Source organism: Pseudomonas frederiksbergensis (assembly GCF_017114915.1).
In the GTDB taxonomy this organism is placed as follows: Bacteria; Pseudomonadota; Gammaproteobacteria; order Pseudomonadales; family Pseudomonadaceae; genus Aquipseudomonas; species Aquipseudomonas frederiksbergensis_I.
Genome location: NZ_JAAUOE010000006.1, coordinates 1 through 22,027 on the forward strand (window position 1 = coordinate 1; position 22,027 = coordinate 22,027).

Below are 22,027 nucleotides of genomic sequence, written 5' to 3' on the forward strand. Positions count from 1 at the left end.
CGCGCAACGACTGGTGGCCGAGCAGAATCAGGTGTTTGTCCTGGTCGTACAAGACGTCGATCAGGTTGATGAAACGTTGTTGGGCCGCGATTGAACAGTCGGCGAGGCCGGGCAGTTTGTCGATGATCCAGCGGTCGAACCGTCGGCACAGTTCCAGATAGTCCATGACCGCGGTGGGGCGTTCGCACAGGTCGCTGAAGGTGAAGCCGATGGTTCGCCCTTCGCAGTATCGGGCTTGAAGGTGCCGTGTCCCGACGGGCAGTGCAATGGCCGCAGCGTCGTGTTCGGGCAGGTGCAACGCCTGACGCTGTGCCTGCGTGGCTGGCCAGACGTACTGACCCTGGGTGAACAACTGCTGCGCATGGCTTTGCGCCTGGCTGCGATAATCATGGGGGCCGCCGACTTCCATCACCTGCATGCGCGTGTTGATCAGGTCGATCACCGGTTTGAAACGTGCGTGGTAGAGGGGATTGGGCAGTAAACCTTCCGGCGGGTAGTTGGAGGTCACCAGCAGCACAATCCCCCGGCGGAACAGCGCCTTGAACAGCCGCGTGATGAGCATCGCGTCACCGATGTCATGCACATGGAATTCGTCGAAACACAGCACCCGGCAGTCATGCAGCAGTTCGTCGAGGGTAGTTGCCAGTGGGTCAGGCTGATCGCGATGGCTGAACATGCCCTGGTGCAGATGCGCAAAAAACTCATGGAAGTGCAGGCGCTGTTTTTCCGCGACGGGGATGGCCTGGAAAAAACCGTCGAGCAACCAGCTCTTGCCGCGCCCGACGGCACCGTAAAGGTAAAGACCGGGGCGTGTGGGCGCCGATCCGCCCAGCAGCGCCGACGCGTGCTGCGCCATGCAGTCGATCACGCGCTGCTGGCTGTGGCTGAGGGTATAGCCCTGGGCATGGGACTTGTGGTGGAAATAGTCGTGGATCACCCGATCCTGCGCGCTGCCACTGGCCGGGGCCGAGAATGCCTTGCCGAAGAAACGGCGTAGCGCGGGCCAGCGTGGTTTGAGTCGCGCACGGTTGGGAGGTCGAATGGCCACTGTGATGTCACCCCGTAATCTTCAGGCCCGACTCCCCGAGCCGCGGCGGCGTAGTGTAACCAAAGGGCGAATTTTCCTTCCACCGGTGTCGAGGAAGCGGTTGTGGTGGGGGCGCTTTTGTGGCGAGGGAGCAAGGTCCCTCGCCACAGACAAGCCCCCTCACCACAGGCGATCTTTTGATCTTCGAGGTTAGCGCTCGATACTGCGATTCCACCGGTCATTCCACGCCGGGCGCTGTTCGTTGACCTGATCCCAGTCGATGGCAATCGCGGTTTGCAGGTACTGTTTCATCGCCTCGACCTGGCCACGGGTCTTGTCGGTGGTCGGTGTATTCGGGTTGGACGGAATCTGATCGCCATCTTCAAGCGCGGCGGCTTGCGCTTCGGGCGTCAGCAGGAAGGCGGCGAGTTTCTGCGCCAGTTCCGGTTGGGTGTTGTTGGCGATGGCGCATTCGGCCACGTTGAGCACCACCGAGCCTTCCTTGGGCTGTGCATATTCCACCGGCATGCCCTTGAGTTTCAGCGCGGTGACCTGGGTCGGGGTCAACGGGAACAGCGCCGCTTCGTCGGTCTGGAGCATTTCGGAAATCTTTGCCGAACTCGGAATGTACTCCAGCACATTGCGCCCGACGGTGTTCGGCCAGGCCTTGAACCCCGGTTCGACGTCGGTTTCGCTGCCGCCCTGGATCCGGTTGAACATCAGGAAACCATGCAGGCCGAAGGTCGACGAGGCCACCGACTGGAACACCAGTCTGTCCTTGAAGCGCGGGTCGGCCATGTCCATCCAGGAGGTCGGCGCGTTCCAGCCTTTTTCCTTGAACAGCCGCGTGTTGTACGCCAATCCGGTAACGCCGAGGCTGACCGCTACAGCCTGATCCTTGATGCGGCCCTTGGCCGGAATCTGCGCCAGGGTCGGGCTGTCTTCGAGTTTGTCGCACAAACCCATGGCGATGGCGCGGTACATGATGCCGTCGTCGAGGAACATCACGTGCAGCTGCGGGTTGCCTTTGCTGGCCTGGACCTTGGCCAGAATATCGGCGGAGGTTCCCGGCACGATCACCACCTTGACGTTATTGGCCTTCTCGAAAGCCGGCAGCACCTTGTCGGCGTAGAGCCGCTCCATGGTTCCGCCGTTCATGCCCAGGTACAGCGTCGGTTCGGCGTGGGCCTGGGTGACCGTGAGCAGAGCGCTCAGGCATGAAAATCCGAGCAGTGCAGTGCGTTTGAAGTTATTCATTGGCGCGACCTTCCTCTATCAAGCTACGGAGATGGAATGAAACCGGGTGATGGAAAATGCATCCAGCGGCGTCTTTGACGCGCCGCTACAGATGATCTCGGTGAGCGCCTGACCCACCGCAGGCCCGATCTGGAAGCCCGCGCCGGCAAAGCCGAACGCGTGCAACAGACCGGGTTGGGTGCTGCTATGGCCGATCACCGGTTGGCGATCGGGCAGATACCCTTCGGTGCCGCTCCAGGTGCGAATCGCCTGGGCGCCCTCAAGAAACGGATAGAGCTCGACGGCCTGACGCAGGATCTCGATCACCGCGTGCTGGCCGGGCCGGGCGCGGGCACCGTCGAGGGCAAAGCCCTGGCCGCCACCCAACACACAATTGCCGCGCGCGACCTGACGGGCATAGATGCCGCCGCCCTCGACGCCAGTACTGGCATTCATCACCAGCGGCAACGGTTCGGTGACCAGCATGGCCGGGTGCCCGGCGTGCATGGGCACCGCTTCGCCGAATTGCGCAGCGAGGCTGCCGGCCCAGGCGCCGGCGCAGTTGAGCAGCCAGGGCGCGTACAGTTCGAGACCGTTTTGGGTGCTGATGCGAAAGCGCTGACCGTCATGCTCCACCACAGTCACTGCACACTGTTCATGGATTTGTGCGCCATGCCGACGCGCCGCTTGGGCAAACGCCGGAGACACCAGACGCGGGTTGGCGTGGCCGTCGTCCGGGCACAACGAGGCACCGACCGCGACGTCTCCGACCCACGGAAAACGTGCGCGCAACTCACTACGGTCCAACAGCTGCAAGTCGAGGCCGAACCCCTGGCTGCTGGCGGCATAGTCCTGCAAGGCGTGCAGGTCGTTGGGGCTGCGGGCGAGTTTCAGGTGACCGCTGCGCTGGTATTCGCCGTCGATGCCGATCAATTGCGGCAGCTGTCCCCAGATATCGTGGGCCCGTTGCGACAGCGGCAATTGCGACAGCGGCCGGCCCTGACGGCGCACGCCGCCATAATTCACGCCACTGGAATGCGAACCGCAAAAATCCCGTTCCAGCAGCGCCACGCGACGGCCGGCCTTGCTCAGAAACAGGGCGGCGGAAGCGCCGACAATGCCGCCGCCAATGATGATTGCCTCGACTTCGATCATGGCTCGACCTCCAGACCGAACGGCAAGGGTTTGATCGGTGCCTGAGCCCGCAACCGACCGATGTCGGATACGCAGCGCTGGCTTTCGCAGGCAACGATTTCCGCGGCGGCGGCCCCGCACATCCGGCCCTGACAGCGACCCATGCCGACCCGACAATGGGCCTTGACCCGGTTGATCTCCCAATGACCTTCGCGCACCACCTGGCGGATTTCGCCGGCGCGTACTTCTTCGCAGCGACAGATCATCAGGTCATCTACGGCGTCGGCGGCCCAGTTTTCGGGAAAGGCAAAGGCGCGCTCCAGGCCCTGGCGGAATCTGCCGACGTTATTCAGCGACTGTTCCAGTTGAGTGGCTCGTTGCGATGGGATCAGGTAGCCGATGTCTTCGAGCAGCGCCAAGGCTGCCCGTTCACCGGCCATTTCCGCTGCGTCGGCGCCCATGATGCCGGCGCCGTCACCGGCCAGGTACACCTCGGCGACACTGCTGCGTCCGGCGCTGTCGCGTTGGGGCAGCCAGGCGCGGTTGAGCGGGTTCCAGGTGAATTCGCAGCCCAGCAGGTCGGCGAGTTGGGTTTCGCTGCGCAGGCCATGGGCGAAGGCCACGGCGTCGCATTCCAGCTGATGTTCGCCTCTGGCGTTGGACCAATTGAGCGATTGCACACGGTGGTTGCCAGCGATGCTTTTCAAGGTTGCGCCCTGATGCACCGGGATGCCGTGGGCGGTCAGCCAGGTGCGGTAATAAATGCCTTTGGCCAGCGTGGCGGGTTGTGACAGCAGGCCGGGCAAGGCGCGGGCCTGAGCGCTGAACGGCGAGCTGTCGAGCACCGCGATCACGTTCGCACCAGCCTTGGCGTATTGATAGGCCACCAGGTACAGCAACGGCCCGCTGCCGGCGAACACCACGCGTTCACCAATGGCGCAGCCCTGAAACTTCAAGGCGATCTGCGCCGCGCCGAGGCTGTACACCCCCGGCAACGTCCAGCCCGGCACCGGCAGAATCCGGTCGGTGGCCCCCGTGGCGACGATTACCCGGGAGAACGCCACACGTAGGGCGCGGCCCTTGTGCAAGGTGTCGAGCGCGTTCGCTTCGGCGTTCCACACCAGCGTGTTGGGGCGGTAGTCGAGTTGTTCGCACAAATTGTCGAGAGTCTGATGCAGCGCGTTGGCCTTGGGGGCTTCGAAGCCATATAGCTTGACCGCCGAACGCTTGAAGTTCTCCGGCTGGCGCCGATAAATCTGTCCGCCACCGCGTGCGGCTTCATCCAGCAGAACCGGGCGCACGCCGTGGGCCACCAGTGTCTGAGCAGCACGAATGCCCGCCGGTCCAGCGCCGATGATGATCACAGATTTCATAGTCACAGATCCCCTGTAGGAGCTGGCTTGCCAGCGAAGGCGGCCTCAAGCCCTGCAGCGCCAATGAAGAAGCCTTCGCCGGCAAGCCGGCTCCTACAGGAGACCGGGTTTCTGCTGCTGGAAAATGTGTTCATAGGGATCGCCCCGGTTCACGGCTGATGTGCTGTCCGGCCTCAAGCAGGGTCGAACAGGCCCGCACCCGGCGACCATCGCCCAGGCGTACCCAGCAGTCCTGGCAGGCGCCCATCAGGCAGAAGCCGGCGCGGGGTTCGGCGCTGAAGTCGCTGCCGCGCAGGTGTTCGCTGCAGGTCAGTACGGCGGTCAGCAGGGTGTCGCCGAGCAAGCCACGGGCAGGCACGCCGTCGAGGGTAAAGTCCAGGGCCGGGCGGTCGCCTTCGGCCAGTCGTTTCAGCAGCGCCATGGCGTCCTCATTGTTTACCCACCAGCACCCGATCCAGGCCATAGACCCGATCGAGCAGAATCATCGTCAGCGCGGTCAGCGCAATCACCAGGGCCGACACCGCCGCCATCATCGGATCGATGGATTCGGTGGCGTACACGTACATGCGCACCGGCAACGTCTGAGTAGCCGGCGAGGTGACAAAGATCGACAACGTGACCTCATCGAAGCTGTTGATGAACGCCAGCAGCCAGCCACCGGCGACCCCCGGCAGAATCATCGGCAAGGTGATTTGCCGGAACAGCGTGAAGCGCCCGGCGCCCAACGATTGCGCCGCGTGTTCGGCGCTGCGGTCCAGGCCGATGGCCGACGCCAATACCAGGCGCAGCACATACGGCGTGATCACCAGCACATGCGCGAAGATCAGCCAGGCGAAGCTGCCATTCACGCCCATCAGCGCGAACAGCCGCAGCAACGCCACCCCCAGCACCAGGTGCGGAATGATGATGGGCGACAGGAACAGGCCGTTGAAAAAGTCCCGTCCGGGGAACTCGAAACGGGTGATCGCCAGCGCCGCCGGCACCGCAATCAGCGTCGCCAGACTGGCCGCGCTGAACGCCAGGATCAGGCTGTTGTAGAACGCATCGACAAAGTCCGCGCGTTCGAACACGGCGCGAAACCAGCGCAGGGAAAACTCGGTGGTCGGCAGGCTCAGGGTGTTTTCCGGGGTGAAGGCGACGAGGCACACCACCACCAGCGGCGCGAGCATGAACAGCACCACCAGGGCATGGAACAGCAAGGCGAAAGGACCGTTTCTGGACATGACGAATTATCCCAATGACTTCTTGTAGCGGCCTTCGATCATCCGGTTCCACGACAGCATGATCAGCAGGTTGAGCAACAGCAGGGCCACGGCGATGGTGGCGCCCATGGGCCAGTTGAGTTCCGACAGGTATTGGTCGTAGATCAGCGTGGCGACCATCTTCAGCCGGCGTCCGCCGAGCAATCCGGGGATGGCGAATGAGCTGGCCGCCAGGCCGAACACGATCAAGGTGCCGGAAAGCACGCCGGGCATGATTTGCGGCAACACCACTTTGCGCATCACCGTGAGGTGGCTCGCACCCAGCGACAGCGCGGCTTGCTCGGCGGCCGGGTCGAGTTTTTGCAGCGAGGTCCAGACCGGAATGATCATGAACGGCAGCATCACGTGAACCAGCGCGATCACCACCGCGAACGGCGTGTAGAGCAGCTTCATCGGCGAGCCACCGAAGGCTTGCAAGGTCTGGTTGATCAGCCCGTCGGCGCCCAGCAACAGACTCCAGCCGAACGCCCGCACCACCACTGAAATCAGCAGCGGCGTGAGGATCAGAATCAGGAAAATCGAACGCCACGGCGCGCCCATGCGACTGAGGATGTAGGCCTCGGGCACGCCGATCAGCACGCAGAGCAGGGTGGTCAGGGCGCTGATCCAAAACGTCCTCAGAAAGATCTCGTAGAAGTACGGATCGCCCAGCAGGCTGCTGTAATGATCGAGGGTGTAGGCGTCGCTGTTGATCCCCGAGCTGTAGTCGAAGACGTTGAACGACAAGATCAGCGTCAGCAGCAGCGGGATCACCAGCAGGCCGAAGTACAACGCCAGGGCCGGTGCGGATAACCAATAGCCCTGACGTCCTTGGCGGATGACGGCAAGCGTACTCATGCCGACACCTCGTCGACACTCAGCACCCGCAGCAATGTTGCATCCCAATCGAGGCCGACCGCCGTGTCTTCGATCAAGGGGGCCGAACCGTCATTGCGGCGCACCACGCTGAGTTCGCCCAACGATGTCGATACGCCGTACAGCCATTGGCTGCCAAGGAAAAAGCGGCTGACGATCTTGCCTTGCAGACGGCCCAGGCCTTTATCCAGCAAGTCGATCTTTTCCGGACGCAGGCTCAGGGTCAGTTCGCCGTTGCCACGGTTGCAGACCTGCACGACGCCAGCGCTGTCCCGTTCGCCGGGCAGCAAGTTGGCCTTGCCGACGAAGCCGGAAATGAACTCGGTGCGCGGGTGTTCGTAGAGGGTGTAGGGCGCGTCGATCTGGGTAATGCGCCCGGCCTGCATCACCACCACCCGGTCGCTGATCGACAGGGCTTCGGATTGGTCGTGGGTGACCATCAGCGTGGTGATGCCGACCTCACGCTGGATGCGGCGGATTTCGAACTGCATCTCTTCACGCAGATTGGCGTCGAGGTTGGACAGCGGTTCGTCGAGCAGCAACACCGGCGGCTCGATGACCAACGCTCGGGCCAGCGCGACACGCTGGCGCTGACCGCCGGAAAGCTCCCGAGGGTAACGCTCGGCGTGCTGGTGCAGACGTACCAGTTTCAGCACCCGGTCGACCCGTTGCTGCAATTCGCCGTTGGGCACTTTGCGCATGCGCAGGCCGAAGGCGACGTTGTCTTGCACGCTCATGTGCGGGAACAGCGCATAACTCTGGAACACCACCCCCAGACCACGGCTGGCGGGTTTGGCGTGGGTGATGTCACGACCGTCCAGCACAATGCGCCCGCTGCTGACTTCGACGAAGCCGGCGATCATTTGCAAGGTGGTGGTTTTGCCGCAGCCGGAGGGGCCGAGCAAGGAGACGAACTCGCCTTTTTCCACCGACAGGTTGGTGGCGACGACCGCGTCGATCTCGCCGTAACGTTTGCCGAGGTTTTCAAGTTGCACAAAGGCCATGACTGCGCTCCACCTGAGATTGTTATGCGTCGCCAAAGGCGCGCTTTTTTGTATGGGCAGATACGAAAAGATGTTGCCGGGGTGCGTTGGCGCTCGACTGTTGTCGGCTGCCGCTGTTGTTCGAATCGCCCCTGTATGGACGCAGAGTAGGACGAAGAATAGGATGGGCTCAATGGCCTATTTCACTGAAGCGATGACTATTTTCAGTTTCATTCGGTGAGTAAATTTATTGTCGAGAAATATCATGTCTGATTCCACTCAATGGAATGAAAACAAGAATGAAGTCGGTGTCGGTGCGGTCTCAAGATTGTTTGCCGTGCTGCGCAGCCTGGGTGACACCGTCGAAGGCGGGGAGCGGGTGACGCAACTGGCGCAGCGCATCGGTTTGTCGCAACCGACCACCCACCGCTTGCTGCGCAGCCTGATGGACGAGGGCATGGTCGAGCAGGACGCCCGCAGCAAACGCTATCGCCTGAGCCTGGAATTTTTTGCCTTGGCGGCCCGCGCCGGCAACACCGGCAACTTGCGCGAACTGGCGCGGCCGGCGTTGCTGCGGTTGTCGGCATCGTTGGGGGATTCGTTGTTTTTACTGGCGCGCAGCGGCTTCGACGCGATTTGTCTGGATCGCAGTGAAGGACCGTTTCCGATTCGCACCTTTACCGGTGACATCGGTGGGCGGGTGGCGCTCGGCGTGGGCCAGGGCAGCCTGGCGATTCTGGCGTTTCTACCGCAAGAGGAACGCGACACGGTGATTCATTACAACTTGCCGCGACTCAAGGACTTTCACCTGTATGACGAGGTGTTCCTGCGCTCGGAAGTCGAGAATGTGCGATCCCTCGGTTACGCCGGGCGCAACACCGGCGTGTTGCCGGGCATGGCCGGGGTGGCGGTGCCGATTCTCGACCGCGAAGGCCGGGCGGTGGCGGCGCTGAGTGTGGCCACGGTCAGTGATCGCCTGGGGCCGGATCGCCTGCCGACGGTGGTGGAAATGCTCAAGCGTGAAGCGGCGTTGATCGGGCCGCGGATCAATCCGTTCGATCCGCTGTTGCGCAGGCCTTCGCAGGTGTTCGGGCAGGGTTGACCATAATCTCCAAATGATCACGGCCCCATCGATTGGTGTTGTCCTTGTCAGGGTATTTCTCATTTTTGTAGGGCATTTCTGAGGGATTTGTAAGCCATGTAATGGCATCGAACTTCGTGGCTCAACCCATACCGCAAGCTCGGGCAATCAGCTCGGCCCCTCACCAGGCTGCGCAGAGCCACCCGTGCTGAACGTAAACATTGAGCCTGAAGAGATTTTGAGATGCGAGAGTGCGAAATTACCCTTGAACCGGCAGCGAGCCGTTTGCCGCTTCCGACCGATGCTCAAGACGTGTGGCAGCGATTCGGTCGTGGGCCAACGGATCAGCCAGCATTTCTCCTGATTCATCACGCCATCGAAGCACACGCTGCGGTCAGACCCCAGGGCATCGCCGCCCATTGTCTGGGAGAAACCATCAGCTACGGCGAATTGAACCGGCAGGCCAATCGCCTGGCCACGCTGTTGCGTCAGCAGGGCGTCGCCCCGGGCGATCACGTGGCCTTGTTTGTGGAACGCTCGATCCCGATGTTGGTGGGAATGTTGGCAGCATTGAAAGTGGGGGCTGCCTATATTCCCCAGCATGTAGGGATCACCCCCAGCGCACAATTGCGCCACATCATGGACGTGGCTTCGACGCGGGTGGTGCTGACGCTGTCGAGCCTCAAGTCGCAAATTCCCCTGACCTCACAGCAGCACTGCATTTGCCTCGATGAGTTCATGAAGGTTGCGTCAACACCCGCTGATGACCTGAATGTGGCCTGTTCGCCGTCATCGACCCCGGACCGATTGTGTTTCGTTCTGTTTACCTCCGGCACCACCGGCCTGCCCAATGGGGTTCGGGTGACCCAACGTAATGTGTGCAATATTTTGCTGACAGCCCCTGGCAATCTCGGCATGCGGCCTGGGCTCAAGGTCGGACAGATACTTAACATTGCCTTTGACATGGCGGCTTGGGAAATACTCGGTTGTCTGGCTCACGGCGCGACCTTGATGATCCGTGGAAAGGACATCGGCCAGACTGCCGAACAATGCGATGTGCTGATCGCCACGCCCTCGATTCTCGGCACCCTCGATCCATTGCGTTGCCGGCAAGTCAAGGTCGTGGCCCTTGCAGGGGAGCCGTGCCCGCGCGCCCTGGCTGATCGCTGGTCGTCGTTCTGCACTTTTTACAATGCCTGCGGCCCGACCGAAACCACCATTGTCAACACCATGCAGCATTACCGGGGCGAAGGGCCGTTGACGATCGGCAAACCCACTCCCAACAACACGGTGTATGTGCTGGACGAGGCGGGCCGGCTTTGTAAGGTGGGTGAGCAAGGCGAGATGTGGGCCGGTGGCGACTGTGTGACGGCGGGTTATTTGGGTAACCCTGCGTTGACGGCTGAACGCTATCGACCTGACCCGTTTCTGGGGCAGGGCCGGATGATGTTCCGCACACGCGATCTGGGGCGCTGGACAGTGAACGGCGAACTTGAACACCTGGGACGCGTCGATGATCAGGTCAAGGTCAGAGGGTTTCGGGTGGAGCTCGATTCTGTTTCTGCGGCTCTGGAGTCATCCGATAGTTGCGAGCGGGCGGTCACCTTGAAACTCGACAGTCGCCATCTGGCGGCCTTCGTCTATCCCGTGACCACGGACATCGATGATGCCAGACGGCGTTGTGAAGAGCGGCTTGCCTACTATTGCGTCCCTTCGCTGATTCTCGCCGTGGAGCAGATTCCGCTGACCTCACGCGGCAAGGTCGACAAACGCTTGCTGCTGGAGTGGGCGATGGCGCATCAGGCCGACCTTGGCGCGGCGACCCGGTCAGTGGTGAACGCATGAAGGGGGGGAATCCGGATATCGCGCTACCCGCCAAACATGCGCTATGGCGACGATTGGGAACGTTGCCGATATTTTCTCATTACAACCGCCTGGTGGCGTTGGTGCTTGCACTCAATATCGCGGCGCTGGCGCATGGGTTGACCGCCGGGCAGTGGTGGACATCTTCGGGGGTTGTCCTTGAGGCGCTGTCGGCGTTGGTGGTGGCGAATCTGTCGATGGCGATTTTGATTCGCCAGCAATACCTCATCAATCTGCTGTTCTGGCTGGCAACCAGGGCACCCACTGGTTGGCCGCTTGCGATTCGCCGCTCACTGGCCAAGGTTTACCACTTCGGCGGCCTGCACAGCGGCGGGGCGCTGGCGGCGATTGGCTGGTTCGCGGTGTTGAGTGGCTCCCTGGTCTGGCATTGGATCAAGGGCCTGGGTGGGGTTTCTCTGGCGCTGCTCGGGGTGAGCGCCGGGTTGCTGGGGATCTTGCTGCTGGTGGCAATCATGGCTCACCCACGGATTCGCGCACGTTTTCACAACGGCTTCGAGCGAATGCACCGCTTTGGTGGATGGACCGCGCTCGCGCTGTTCTGGGTATGGACCGTTCTGTTTGCCCGGGACCAGAACCCGCAGGTCCCCGTGAACGAGGTGCTGTCGACGTCGGTGCCATTCTGGGTGCTGATTGTGCTGACGTTCAGTATTGCCTTGCCATGGTTTCGTCTGCGCAAAGTGCCGGTGCAACTGATCAGGCCTTCTTCTCATGCGGTGATCGCGCATTTCGGCCATACCACGCCGTTTGCCGGCTCCTCCAACGCCATCAGCCTCAACCCGCTGATGGAGTGGCACTCCTTTGCCAATATTCCCGCACCGGGTGAAGCGGGTTTTCGCCTGATCATTTCCCGCGCAGGTGACTGGACCGGCGAGTTCATCGAGCAAATGCCGACGCATGTCTGGGTCAAAGGCATTACCACCGCCGGCGTGGCGCATATCGAAACCCTGTTCAAATCGGTGGTGTACATCGCCACGGGCAGCGGCATCGGGCCGGTGTTGCCCCATTTGCTGGCCAGGCAGGTGCCGATACGGCTGGTCTGGTCGACCCGCAGTCCCCGAATCACCTACGGTGACGCGTTGGTGGAAGAGATCCTGCGGGCCAATCCCGATGCCCTGATCTGGGACACCGACGTACTCGGCAAGCCAGACCTCGTGCAATTGGCCTATAACGCGGTTCGAACGTTCGGTGCCGAGGCGGTGATCTGCATTTCGAACCAGACGCTCACTCAGCGAGTGGTCGAGGAAATGGAGGGGCGGGGCATTCCGGCATATGGCGCCATCTGGGATTCCTGATGCTCGCCAGGCGCTGTTTCATTCAAACATTTCACCCGTATTCAATGAGGTCACCATGCACACACTGATCGAACGTCATGATCGAGTCGTATTGATTCGTCTTAATCGCCCGCAGGCCAGGAATGCGTTGAGCTCGGCCCTGATGCGCGAACTGCTGGATACGTTGCAGCGGCTGGACCGTGACCCCGGGGTCGGCTGTTTCGTGATCACCGGAACGGCAGATTTTTTTGCGGCGGGCGCGGACATCAAGGAGATGTACGAAAAATCTTATCTGGACATGGTCCATGAGGATTATTTTGCCGAGTGGGAGGCCTTTGCCGCGTTGCGTACGCCCAAGCTGGCCGCTGTTGCGGGTTATGCATACGGTGGTGGCTGTGAGCTGGCCATGATGTGCGATCTGATCTTTGCCGCGGATACGGCACGTTTTGGCCAACCGGAAATCAGATTGGGGGTGATGCCTGGAATGGGCGGGACCCAACGTCTTACACGCCTGATAGGCAAGTCGAAGGCCATGGACATGATTTTGACCGGACGTTCGATGTCGGCCGAAGAGGCTGAGCGGGCAGGGTTGGTGTCGCGCGTAATCGCTGCCTGCGATCTGCTGGAACACTCCTTGGCCGCGGCGCAGATCATGGCCGGTTTCGCCAAAACCGCCACACTTGCTGCGCGTGAAGCAGTTGACCGGGCACTGGAGTCGGGATTGCGCGATGGCCTTCTGTACGAGCGAAGGGTGTTTCATGGTTTGTTTGCCACGGGAGGGCAAAAGGAAGGTATGCAGGCCTTTTTGGAGAAGCGTGAGCCGTGTTTCAACCCGGTTTGAGCAGCCTTGAGGATTCGTTGCTCGCGGTGCTTTGAAAGAAACTACAGTTCAGGGGGATTAATCCTACGTGACGTTCGTCTCATAGCTCTTTTCCCCTATGGCCCATGGCCCTGGAGACTTTCATGGTTGATCGCTCATCTGCAACTGGGCCGTCTCGGCCACCCCTGAGTACCGCGAGCCGGACGCTGCGCCTGACCGGCATTGCCTTGGTGGTTGCCGGGTTGGCCGGGGCTTTTGCCTACGTCAACGGCACACTCGACCCACAGCGTCTGACGCCGAACGTGTTGATCAATGTGCTGGAGAAAAATAACGGCGTGCATCCGGGGTTCCGTCGTAACCACGCCAAAGGGGTTTGCGTGATCGGGCATTTCGAGAGCAGCGGCCAGGCGCGCGAGTATTCCAGTGCCCAAGTGTTCAGCCAGGCGCGGACTCCGGTGGTCGGGCGCTTTGCGCTGCCTGCCGGCAACCCTTATGCGCCAGACAACAGCGTGTCGATCCGCAGCCTGGCGTTGCGTTTCACCCAGGCCAACGGTCAGCAGTGGCGCACCGGGATGAACAGCATGCCGGTGTTCCCGGTGGGCACGCCCGAGGCGTTCTATCAGCTGCAACAAGCGCAGTCGCCGGATCCGGCGACCGGTAAACCGAATCCCGCGGCTGTTCCGGCGTTCTTCGGTTCTCACCCGGAAGCAGCACCGTTTCTGGCCTGGATCAAAACCGCCAAGCCGTCGGCCAGTTATGCGACGGAAACCTATAACAGTGTCAACGCGTTTTACCTGGTGAACGCAGCCGGGCAACGGCAGGCGGTGCGTTGGAGCATGGCGCCGGTCGCTCAGGACGCAGCGGGTGCGACGGCCCCGGAGGGCGCTGACTTCCTGGAGAAAGATCTGGCTCAGCGCTTGTCCGCCGGATCGTTGCGTTGGCAGTTGAACATCACCCTGGCGAACCCCGGGGACCCGGTCAATGACGCCAGCAAGGCGTGGCCCAATGACCGAAAAGTGCTGAACGCCGGCATGCTGGTGCTCGAAAGCACTCAGCCGCAACTCAATGGCGAATGCCGTGATATCAACTATGACCCACTGGTATTGCCCAGCGGTATCGAAGGCTCCGACGACCCGCTGCTCGCCGCTCGCTCAGCAGGTTACGCCCGTTCCTACCTGCGCCGCACCAGCGAAGTCAGTCAATTGCCCGCTGCCAGACAGGAGGCTCGTCAATGAGCGCTCAACCGAACCATTTCGCGCCGTTGGCGCGACTGCTGCACTGGCTGATGGCGTTGATGATTATCGCCATGCTGTTTATCGGCGCGGGCATGGTGGCCTCGGTGTCGGAGCGTCATGAGTGGCTGATCCATCTGCACAAACCCTTGGGTATCGCGATTTTGCTGTTGGTGATCGTGCGTCTGGCCGTGCGTTTTTCGACCCGGCAACCGCCGCTGCCGGCGGACCTGCCGGGTTGGCAAGTGCTCGCGGCGAAGGCCTCGCATGTCTTGCTGTACGCCTTGATGCTGATTTTGCCGCTGCTGGGCTGGGCGATGATTTCGGCGGCTGGCGATCCGGTGATGCTTAGTCGTTCGCTGCTGTTGCCATCGATCCTGCCGGCGAATGCGCAGGTGTTTGCGTTTCTGCGCAAGGCCCATGGGTATCTGGCGTATCTGCTGTTCCTGACCGTGCTGCTGCACTTGGCGGCGGCGTTGTTTCACGGTTGGGTGCGCCGCGATGAGGTGCTCGACAGCATGTTGCGGGGCAGGGATCGGGGCTAAAAACCTGCGGCAACGCCTACAAGGATTCGTGCGGTTCACACAGTCGGCGTAGGCGCTGGCGCAGGTTGCGATATTTTGATCAGCGCAGGATGTCGACCATATCGGCAATGGTCGTCAGCACATCCTTGCCCAATTGCTTGGAGCGCTTGCCGGACCAGCCGGTGAGTGCATTCGGCGCGTCATCGTGATCTTTGAAGGGCATTTCCAGGGTCTGGGACAGGCAGTCGAATTTCTGACCGACACTGTTGCAGGCCAGGGTCATGTTGGCTTTACCCGGCTCGTCGCGGGTGTAGCCGTATTTGGTCTGGAAATCTTTGGTCAGGTGCTTCAGATGGCTGCGCAAGTGCTCTTCGAGTTTTGCGATCCGCGGCGTATAGCCCGGATTGCCTTCGCAACCGGCGGTGAACACGTGGGGGATTTCTTCATCGCCATGGATGTCGAGGAACAGGTCGACGCCATACTTTTCCATTTGCTGTTGAACAAACAGCACTTCCGGGCTGAGCTCCTGGCTGGCGTTCTGCCAGGCGCGATTCAGGTCCTGCCCCATGGCGTTGGTGCGCAAATGACCGTGGAAGGCGCCGTCCGGGTTCATGTTTGGCACCAGGTACAGGTCGGCGCTGGCCAGGAGTTTTTTCAGCACCGGGTCGTCGTGTTTTTCCAGGCGCTCGATCACGCCCTCCATGAACCATTCGGCCATGTGTTCGCCGGGGTGTTGCTGAGCGATGATCCAGACCTTGCGCTGACCTTCTGCACCCGTCCCTTTGCGCAATAACTGGATGTCGCGACCTTCAATGCTCTTGCCGGTGGCCAGCAGTTCGGTACCGGTTTTGGTCAGTGCCTGTTCGATCAGCCAGTCGTGCCGCCCTCGGCTGTAGGGTTCGAAGTAGGCGAACCAGGCATGAGTGGCAGTGGCTTCGAGGCTGAAACGCAGGCAGTCGCCTTCGAAGATGGTCGGCACCCGGAACCAGTTGACGTGGTCATAGGACGCCACCGCCTGATAGCCATCCCAAGCTTTGTTGTACGAGGATTTACTGGCGTTGTTCAGACGAAACCAATGCTCTTGACCGACGTGCAGACCGCTGACCTTGAAGTGGAACCACTGGAAATGCGGGCTGCGGGTGTCTGGCCTGATGGCCAGCAGCGCTTGCAGAGGATTGCTGATGTCCAGCACTTCAATATTGCCGCTGTCGAAGTTTGCGCTGATATCGAAAGAAGATTTAGCCACGGCCATCATCGGTTCCTGGATATGATTTTTATGGCTGTTACTTTACACGCAAGGGGGGGATGAACCGGGGGAAATTACGGGGGTGAAAAAGGGGGGGCGTCCTCCTTGACGCCGATGCAGCTTAGAGACTGCGCGAGTGATTCTCAAGTGCTATTTTGCGCTAGTTTGGCCCAATGCTGCCGGGCTTCTCTTGCCAACAGATGTTCTTTTGATATCATCCGCGCCAATCGAATTTTGCAGCACCCACAGACTTCATTAGCCTGAAGCCAAAGCCAGAATAACTGGCAAAAAAAGACCCGGCAAAAAGCCGGGTCAAAAACCGTGATTAGCCTGATGAGGAGATAGTCCAGGAGACCGACCTAAGGTCTCTTGGTCTATCGACTGATCTCGCGATCAGATGACGCAATAATAATCATTATCATTTGCAAGTCAAATGATTTTATCTGCGCGCTTGGAAAATTTTTCCTGTCTTCCTCCAGTGCGCTCCTTCCTCAATCGTTCTGATTGCCCTCCAGAGACCGGTCGACCATCGCCTTGGCCATGTCGATCATGTGCACCGTCGAAAACGCCAGATCCCGGCTTGTGCCCTGCAGCTGGTTGGCTGACTCATGCGCGGTGGCGGCGGCACACCGCAGCAGATCCGAAGCATGGACCAGCGCCTCTTCGCAGCTGATGCTACGGTTCACATCGAAGAAACGTTCTTCGCTGGTCACTTCTGACACAGCTGGTTTCAAGTAATAGTCCAGCGCTCGCTGCGCGGCGGCAGAGCCTTTTGGCGAGGTGAGGGTAGTGTCGAATTGCATATCGGGCAGGGTATTGCTGGGGATGGTCATGACGATGGCAAACTCCGTGAGAGATTCAAGTCCGTGAGCCCAGCTTAGTACGTACTGTATTTGTGTCATGGATTTAAATACTACAATTTGTGTTTTGTTGGTCGGAGTACCCCACGTATCGTGCCGCACATGGATAAATGGATTGAATTGGTCAAGGCCAAAATGAGTGAACTCAAAGTCACTCAAGAAATACTCGCCGAGCGCATCGGAATGTCCCAAGGCGGCGTCGGCCACTGGCTGAATAAACGTCGCCAGCCCGGCATCGCGGAGATGAATCGTGTCTTGCAGGCGCTGGGGATGGACTATCTCGAAGTGGCGATGGTGATCAGGGAGCCGCAGGTCTCACAGGATGAGGGGATTTCTCTGACGCAAAAGTACAACCCGTACTTTCGCTACCCGGTCAGTGACTGGCGCAAAACCGGGGAAGTGCGCGACGGGGAGCTATCGCCTTACGGGGCTTCATCGGCTGCCGGCAAGCCACGCTTCGAGCTGTCCGATTACCACGCTCAGGGCGCGGCATTCTGGCTGGTGGTGGTCGGCGATGCGATGACGGCGCCTTCGGGGGTGAGCATTGCCGAGGACATGCTGATTCTGGTCGACCCGGCCATCGTGCCGGAGCCTGGCAAACTGGTGATCGCCCAATGGCCCGGCAGCGCCGAGGCGGTCTTTCGCAAACTGATCGAAGAGGGCGGGCAGCGTTATCTGGTCCCGCTCAATCCGACCTATCCGAAAGCCCTTTACACCGAAGAATGCCGAATCATCGGCGTGGTGGTTCAGGCAACTGCCAAATTCTAATCAGATCGGTCCTCGCACTGCGTAGGACCGATCTTTATTTCAGGCCTGTTCCAACTCCACCAAGGCACTGCCTTCGCTGACCATTTCGCCTTCCTGGCAATACAACCCCTTGATCACCCCGGCGTGGGGCGCGCGAATGCTGTGCTCCATCTTCATTGCTTCCAGTACCACCAGCTGCGCCCCGGCTTCGACCGTTTGCCCGGCCTCCACCAACACCCGCACAATGCTGCCGTTCATGGGGGCGGTGAGCCCGCCCTGATGGCTGTGACTGGCTTCGACGGCGCTGATCGGGTCATACGATGCGATGCGGCGCAACTCGCCGTCCCATTGCAGATACAGCGTATCGCCACGACGGATGGCCCGGTGCTGGCGGCGCAAACCGTTGTGTTCGGTCAGCAGGTATTCACCCTTGAGCCGCGCGGTATGAGCGTCGGCATCCCCCAGGGTCAGCGCCCGGTCCTGCCCTTCGCAAGTCAAGTGCAGGGTGATTTCTGTCGGCAACCCGGCACGCAAACCATTGTTAATGGCCCAAGGCGAACTCGGGTCATCGGCGCGCAAAACAGGCGGCTGACTTTGCGCAAACGCCTGGGCGGCCGCTTGCCAGAATTCATCATTGAGCGGCGATGGTTCTGGCAGCAGTTGCTCCTGATAACGCGGAATGAACCCGGTATCCAGTTCGGCCGCGGCAAACGCCGGGTGGCCGATAATCCGGTGCAGGAAGTTGATGTTGGTCTTCAGTCCACCAATGGCAAACTCATCGAGCATGCTCAGCAACCGCAGCCGCGCCTGTTCACGGTCTTCGCCCCAGGCGATCAGCTTGCCGAGCATCGGGTCGTAGAACGGCGATATCTCGTCGCCTTCTTCGACGCCACTGTCCACGCGACGTCCCGGCCCATTGGCGGATTCGCGGTACAACGCCAGCCGCCCGGTAGCCGGCAGAAAATCATGCCCCGGGTCTTCGGCATACAGCCGCACTTCGATCGCATGGCCGATCAGCGGCACCTGATCTTGAGTGATTGGCAGCGCTTCACCGCGAGCTACGCGAATCTGCCAGGCCACCAGATCAAGGCCGGTGATCGCTTCGGTAACCGGGTGTTCGACTTGCAGGCGCGTGTTCATCTCCATGAAGAAGAACTCACCGCGCGCATCCAGCAAAAACTCCACAGTGCCGGCACCGACGTAGCCGATAGCCTGAGCCGAACGCACGGCGGCTTCGCCCATGGCCCGACGCAACTCCGGGGTCAGGCCTGGAGCGGGCGCTTCTTCGACGACTTTCTGATGCCGACGTTGAATCGAGCAATCACGTTCATTGAGGTACAGACAGTGGCCATGCTGGTCGGCGAACACCTGGATTTCCACGTGACGCGGCTTGAGCAGGTACTTCTCCACCAGCATCCGCGAATCACCGAACGATGATTGCGCTTCACGCTGCGCCGAGGCCAGGGCTTCGGCCAGTTGGCTGACGTCCTCGACCACTTTCATGCCTTTGCCGCCACCACCGGCGGTGGCCTTGAGCAGCACCGGATAACCGATGCGCTCGCAGGCATCGCGGAAAGTGTCGAGGTCCTGGGCTTCGCCGTGATAGCCGGGCACCAGTGGCACACCGGCGGTTTCCATCAGGGCTTTGGCTGCGGATTTGCTGCCCATCGCGTCGATGGCCGAGGCGGGCGGGCCGAGGAAGATCAGACCGGCCGCTTCGATAGCGCGGGCGAACCCGGCGTTTTCCGAAAGAAAACCATAACCGGGATGAATCGCCTGAGCACCGCTGGCCTTCGCCGCAGCGATCAACTTGTCGATCTGCAGATAACTGTCGGCGGCTTTGCTGCCGCCCAGGTCGACGCGGATATCCGCTTCACGGCTGTGCCGGGCGTCACGGTCGGTGGCGCTGTGCACGGCCACGGTGGTCAGGCCCAGCGCCTTGGCGGTGCGCATCACCCGGCAAGCGATTTCGCCACGGTTGGCCACCAGCAGGGTGGTGAGAACAGGTGCGCTCATCAACGCGGCTCCTTGAGGGTGATTTCAGCTTGCCAGGTGGGCGAGCGTTTTTGCAGGAAGGCGCGCAGGCCTTCCTGGCCTTCGGGGCTGACGCGGATGCGGGCGATGGCGTTCTCGGTGTAGCGGCGCAGCGCCGGGGTCAGCGCGCCGTGGCCGACTTCGCGCAGCAAATCTTTGCTGGCGCGCATGGCCGCCGGACTGTTGAGCAGCAAGTTGTCGATCCACTGATCGACTTTGTGCTCCAGCTCTGCCATCGGGTAGCTCTCCGACAATAGGCCGATTTCCCGAGCCCGTTGCCCGCCGAAACGTTCGGCGGTCAAGGCGTAGCGCCGTGCCGCGCGCTCGCCGATGGCTTGCACCACGAACGGGCTGATGACCGCCGGCGCCAGGCCAATGCGTACCTCCGACAGACAGAACTGCGCGTCGTCGGCGCCGATGGCCATGTCGCAGCAACTGATCAGGCCCAGCGCGCCGCCATAGGCCGCGCCTTGCACCACCGCCACGGTCGGTATTTTCAGTTTGGCGAGGTTGTACATCAATTCCGCCAGTTCCCGGGCGTCATCAAGGTTGGTGTGGTAATCGAGTTCGGCCGATTGCTGCATCCAGGCCAGATCGGCACCGGCGCTGAAATGTTTGCCGCGCCCACGGATCACCAGGAAACGCAGGCTGGCATCACCCGACACTTTGTCCAGCGCGAGGATCAGTTCGCGGATCATTTCGGCGTTGAAGGCGTTGTTCTTTTCTTCTCGGCTGAGCCACAGGGTGGCGAAGCCACGCGGGTCGGTCAGCAGCTCGAGGGTGTTGAAGTCGCTCATGGTTTTCTCCAGATCACATCCGGAACACGCCGAAGCGGCTCGGTTCGATGGGTGCGTTCAGCGACGCCGACAAGGCCAGGGCCAACACGTCGCGGGTCTGCGCCGGGTCGATGACGCCGTCGTCCCACAACCGGGCGCTGGAGTAATAGGGGTGACCCTGTTCTTCGTACTGATCGAGAATCGGTTGCTTGATCTCGGCTTCCTGCTCGGCGCTGAAACGATGCCCGCTGCGCTCGGTTTGCTCGCGCTTGACCTGCACCAGCACGCCCGCCGCTTGTTCGGCGCCCATCACGCCGATCCGCGCGTTCGGCCACATCCACAGGAAGCGTGGATCGTAAGCCCGCCCACACATGCCGTAATTCCCTGCGCCGAAGCTGCCGCCGATGATCACCGTGAATTTCGGCACCTTGGCGCAGGCCACGGCCGTCACCAGTTTCGCGCCGTGCTTGGCGATGCCGCCGGCCTCGTATTTCTGGCCGACCATGAAGCCGGTGATGTTTTGCAGGAACAGCAATGGAATGCCGCGCTGGCAAGCCAGTTCGATGAAGTGCGCGCCTTTCTGTGCGGCTTCGGCGAAGAGGATGCCGTTGTTGGCGAGGATCGCGATCGGGTAACCGTGCAGGTGGGCGAAACCGCACACCAATGTCGTCCCGAACAGCGCCTTGAACTCATCGAACACCGAGCCGTCCACCAGGCGCGCAATCACTTCGCGCACGTCGAACGGTTGCTTGGCGTCGGCCGAGACCACGCCGTACAACTCGTCGCTGCTGTACAGCGGTGCGATCGGCGTACGTTGTTGCAGTTCGCCCAGTTTGCGCCAGTTGAGGTTGGCCACGCTGCGCCGGGCCAATGCGAGGGCGTGTTCATCGCTCTCGGCGTAATGGTCGGCGACCCCGGAAATCTTGCAGTGCACATCGGCCCCGCCGAGGTCTTCGGCGCTGACCACTTCACCGGTCGCGGCTTTCACCAGCGGTGGGCCGGCGAGGAAAATCGTTGCTTGCTGACGGACCATGATCGCTTCGTCGGCCATCGCTGGCACGTAAGCGCCCCCGGCGGTGCAAGAGCCCATGACCACCGCAATTTGCGGGATGCCCATGGCGCTCATGTTGGCCTGGTTGAAGAAGATCCGTCCGAAGTGTTCGCGGTCCGGGAACACTTCATCCTGACGCGGCAAGTTGGCGCCACCGGAGTCCACCAGATAGATGCAGGGCAGGCGATTCTGTTGGGCGATGGTCTGCGCACGCAGGTGTTTTTTCACCGTCAGCGGGTAATACGAGCCGCCTTTCACGGTGGCATCGTTGGCGACGATCATGCATTCGACGCCTTCCACCCGGCCGATCCCGGCAATCACGCCCGCGGCGGGAACGTCTTCGCCATAGACCGCGTAGGCCGCCAGTTGGCTGATCTCAAGAAACGGCGAGCCCGGATCGAGCAGGCGATTGATCCGCTCACGGGGCAGCAACTTACCCCGCGAGGTGTGGCGTTCTTGCGCCTTCGGGCCGCCACCTTGTTGCACTTGCGCGAGCAGGGTGTGCAGGGCGTCGACCTGTTTGAGCATCGCCGCGCTGTTGGCCACGAACTCCGCCGAACGGGGGTTGAGCTGGGTATGCAAAATCATGGCTTACTCCGTAAGCAGCTGTTAGCGGCAAGCTTCAAGCGGC

20 protein-coding genes are annotated in these 22,027 nt (G+C 61.2%); 7 read left to right on the plus strand and 13 right to left on the minus strand.

The window, feature by feature from the left end; translation table 11 throughout:
* The 8 genes from zapE to HCU66_RS06500 form a co-directional block, all read right to left on the minus strand.
* On the minus strand, nucleotides 1–1,048 hold a 1,048-nt coding region (gene zapE, locus HCU66_RS06465; RefSeq protein WP_205887695.1), incomplete at its 3' end, for a cell division protein ZapE.
* A 189-nt stretch (nucleotides 1,049–1,237) separates the two neighbouring features.
* A complete protein-coding gene (locus HCU66_RS06470; RefSeq protein ID WP_205887696.1) occupies nucleotides 1,238–2,284 on the minus strand; it encodes an ABC transporter substrate-binding protein in 1,047 nt (348 codons plus the stop codon).
* 18 nt (nucleotides 2,285–2,302) lie between these two features.
* Nucleotides 2,303–3,418, minus strand: a complete 1,116-nt coding sequence (locus HCU66_RS06475) for an NAD(P)/FAD-dependent oxidoreductase (RefSeq protein WP_205887697.1) — start codon at nucleotides 3,416–3,418, stop codon at nucleotides 2,303–2,305.
* Nucleotides 3,415–4,770, minus strand: a complete 1,356-nt coding sequence (locus HCU66_RS06480) for an FAD/NAD(P)-dependent oxidoreductase (protein WP_205887698.1) — start codon at nucleotides 4,768–4,770, stop codon at nucleotides 3,415–3,417. Before HCU66_RS06480 ends, HCU66_RS06475 begins: the two co-directional genes overlap by 4 nt.
* A 130-nt stretch (nucleotides 4,771–4,900) precedes the next feature.
* Entirely contained in the window at nucleotides 4,901–5,191 is a 291-nt protein-coding gene (locus tag HCU66_RS06485; protein WP_205887699.1) for a (2Fe-2S)-binding protein, read from the minus strand.
* Between the two features lie 7 nt (nucleotides 5,192–5,198).
* Nucleotides 5,199–5,993, minus strand: a complete 795-nt coding sequence (locus HCU66_RS06490) for an ABC transporter permease (protein WP_205887700.1) — start codon at nucleotides 5,991–5,993, stop codon at nucleotides 5,199–5,201.
* A gap of 6 nt (nucleotides 5,994–5,999) precedes the next feature.
* Nucleotides 6,000–6,869, minus strand: coding sequence for an ABC transporter permease (locus HCU66_RS06495; RefSeq protein ID WP_205887701.1), 870 nt, complete (start codon nucleotides 6,867–6,869; stop codon nucleotides 6,000–6,002).
* On the minus strand, nucleotides 6,866–7,891 hold the full coding sequence (locus tag HCU66_RS06500) for an ABC transporter ATP-binding protein (RefSeq protein WP_205887702.1): 1,026 nt from the start codon (nucleotides 7,889–7,891) through the stop codon (nucleotides 6,866–6,868). The genes HCU66_RS06495 and HCU66_RS06500 overlap by 4 nt, the downstream gene beginning before the upstream one ends.
* A 244-nt stretch (nucleotides 7,892–8,135) precedes the next feature.
* On the opposite strand from HCU66_RS06500, the gene HCU66_RS06505 reads away from it, so the two are divergent.
* From HCU66_RS06505 to HCU66_RS06530, 6 genes are all read left to right on the plus strand, one after another.
* The gene (locus HCU66_RS06505) at nucleotides 8,136–8,972 is read left to right on the plus strand and encodes an IclR family transcriptional regulator (protein WP_205887703.1); all 837 of its coding nucleotides are present in this window, start codon (nucleotides 8,136–8,138) and stop codon (nucleotides 8,970–8,972) included.
* A gap of 222 nt (nucleotides 8,973–9,194) precedes the next feature.
* Nucleotides 9,195–10,796 (plus strand): amino acid adenylation domain-containing protein, encoded by a 1,602-nt coding sequence (locus HCU66_RS06510; protein ID WP_205887704.1) that lies wholly within the window; start codon nucleotides 9,195–9,197, stop codon nucleotides 10,794–10,796.
* Complete coding sequence (locus tag HCU66_RS06515; protein WP_205887705.1) at nucleotides 10,793–12,127, plus strand: ferredoxin reductase domain-containing protein; 1,335 nt, start codon at nucleotides 10,793–10,795, stop codon at nucleotides 12,125–12,127. Before HCU66_RS06510 ends, HCU66_RS06515 begins: the two co-directional genes overlap by 4 nt.
* Before the next feature lie 55 nt (nucleotides 12,128–12,182).
* Nucleotides 12,183–12,947, plus strand: coding sequence for an enoyl-CoA hydratase-related protein (locus HCU66_RS06520; protein WP_205887706.1), 765 nt, complete (start codon nucleotides 12,183–12,185; stop codon nucleotides 12,945–12,947).
* A 122-nt stretch (nucleotides 12,948–13,069) separates the two neighbouring features.
* Nucleotides 13,070–14,161 carry a catalase family peroxidase gene (locus HCU66_RS06525; RefSeq protein ID WP_205887707.1) on the plus strand — a complete coding sequence of 364 codons (1,092 nt, stop codon included), beginning with the start codon at nucleotides 13,070–13,072 and terminating at the stop codon, nucleotides 14,159–14,161.
* Nucleotides 14,158–14,703, plus strand: a complete 546-nt coding sequence (locus HCU66_RS06530) for a cytochrome b (protein ID WP_205887708.1) — start codon at nucleotides 14,158–14,160, stop codon at nucleotides 14,701–14,703. Before HCU66_RS06525 ends, HCU66_RS06530 begins: the two co-directional genes overlap by 4 nt.
* Nucleotides 14,704–14,782: 79 nt before the next feature.
* On the opposite strand, the gene HCU66_RS06535 is transcribed toward HCU66_RS06530, so the two are convergent.
* Nucleotides 14,783–15,934, minus strand: coding sequence for a M14 family metallopeptidase (locus HCU66_RS06535; protein ID WP_205887709.1), 1,152 nt, complete (start codon nucleotides 15,932–15,934; stop codon nucleotides 14,783–14,785).
* Between the two features lie 485 nt (nucleotides 15,935–16,419).
* The gene (locus HCU66_RS06540; protein WP_205887710.1) at nucleotides 16,420–16,761 is read right to left on the minus strand and encodes a DUF6124 family protein; all 342 of its coding nucleotides are present in this window, start codon (nucleotides 16,759–16,761) and stop codon (nucleotides 16,420–16,422) included.
* A 129-nt stretch (nucleotides 16,762–16,890) separates the two neighbouring features.
* Here HCU66_RS06540 and HCU66_RS06545 point away from each other — a divergent pair, with 129 nt between their 5' ends.
* Entirely contained in the window at nucleotides 16,891–17,556 is a 666-nt protein-coding gene (locus HCU66_RS06545; protein WP_205887711.1) for a LexA family protein, read from the plus strand.
* Between the two features lie 39 nt (nucleotides 17,557–17,595).
* Here the strand turns inward: HCU66_RS06545 and HCU66_RS06550 are convergent, their stop codons facing one another.
* Genes HCU66_RS06550 through HCU66_RS06560 form a run of 3 tightly spaced genes read right to left on the minus strand, consistent with a single transcriptional unit; the run spans nucleotide 17,596 to nucleotide 21,984 of the window.
* A complete protein-coding gene (locus HCU66_RS06550) occupies nucleotides 17,596–19,551 on the minus strand; it encodes an acetyl/propionyl/methylcrotonyl-CoA carboxylase subunit alpha (protein ID WP_205887712.1) in 1,956 nt (651 codons plus the stop codon).
* Complete coding sequence (locus HCU66_RS06555; protein WP_205887713.1) at nucleotides 19,551–20,366, minus strand: gamma-carboxygeranoyl-CoA hydratase; 816 nt, start codon at nucleotides 20,364–20,366, stop codon at nucleotides 19,551–19,553. Before HCU66_RS06555 ends, HCU66_RS06550 begins: the two co-directional genes overlap by 1 nt.
* Nucleotides 20,367–20,379: 13 nt before the next feature.
* Entirely contained in the window at nucleotides 20,380–21,984 is a 1,605-nt protein-coding gene (locus tag HCU66_RS06560; protein ID WP_205887714.1) for a carboxyl transferase domain-containing protein, read from the minus strand.
* Nucleotides 21,985–22,027: the final 43 nt, after the last annotated feature.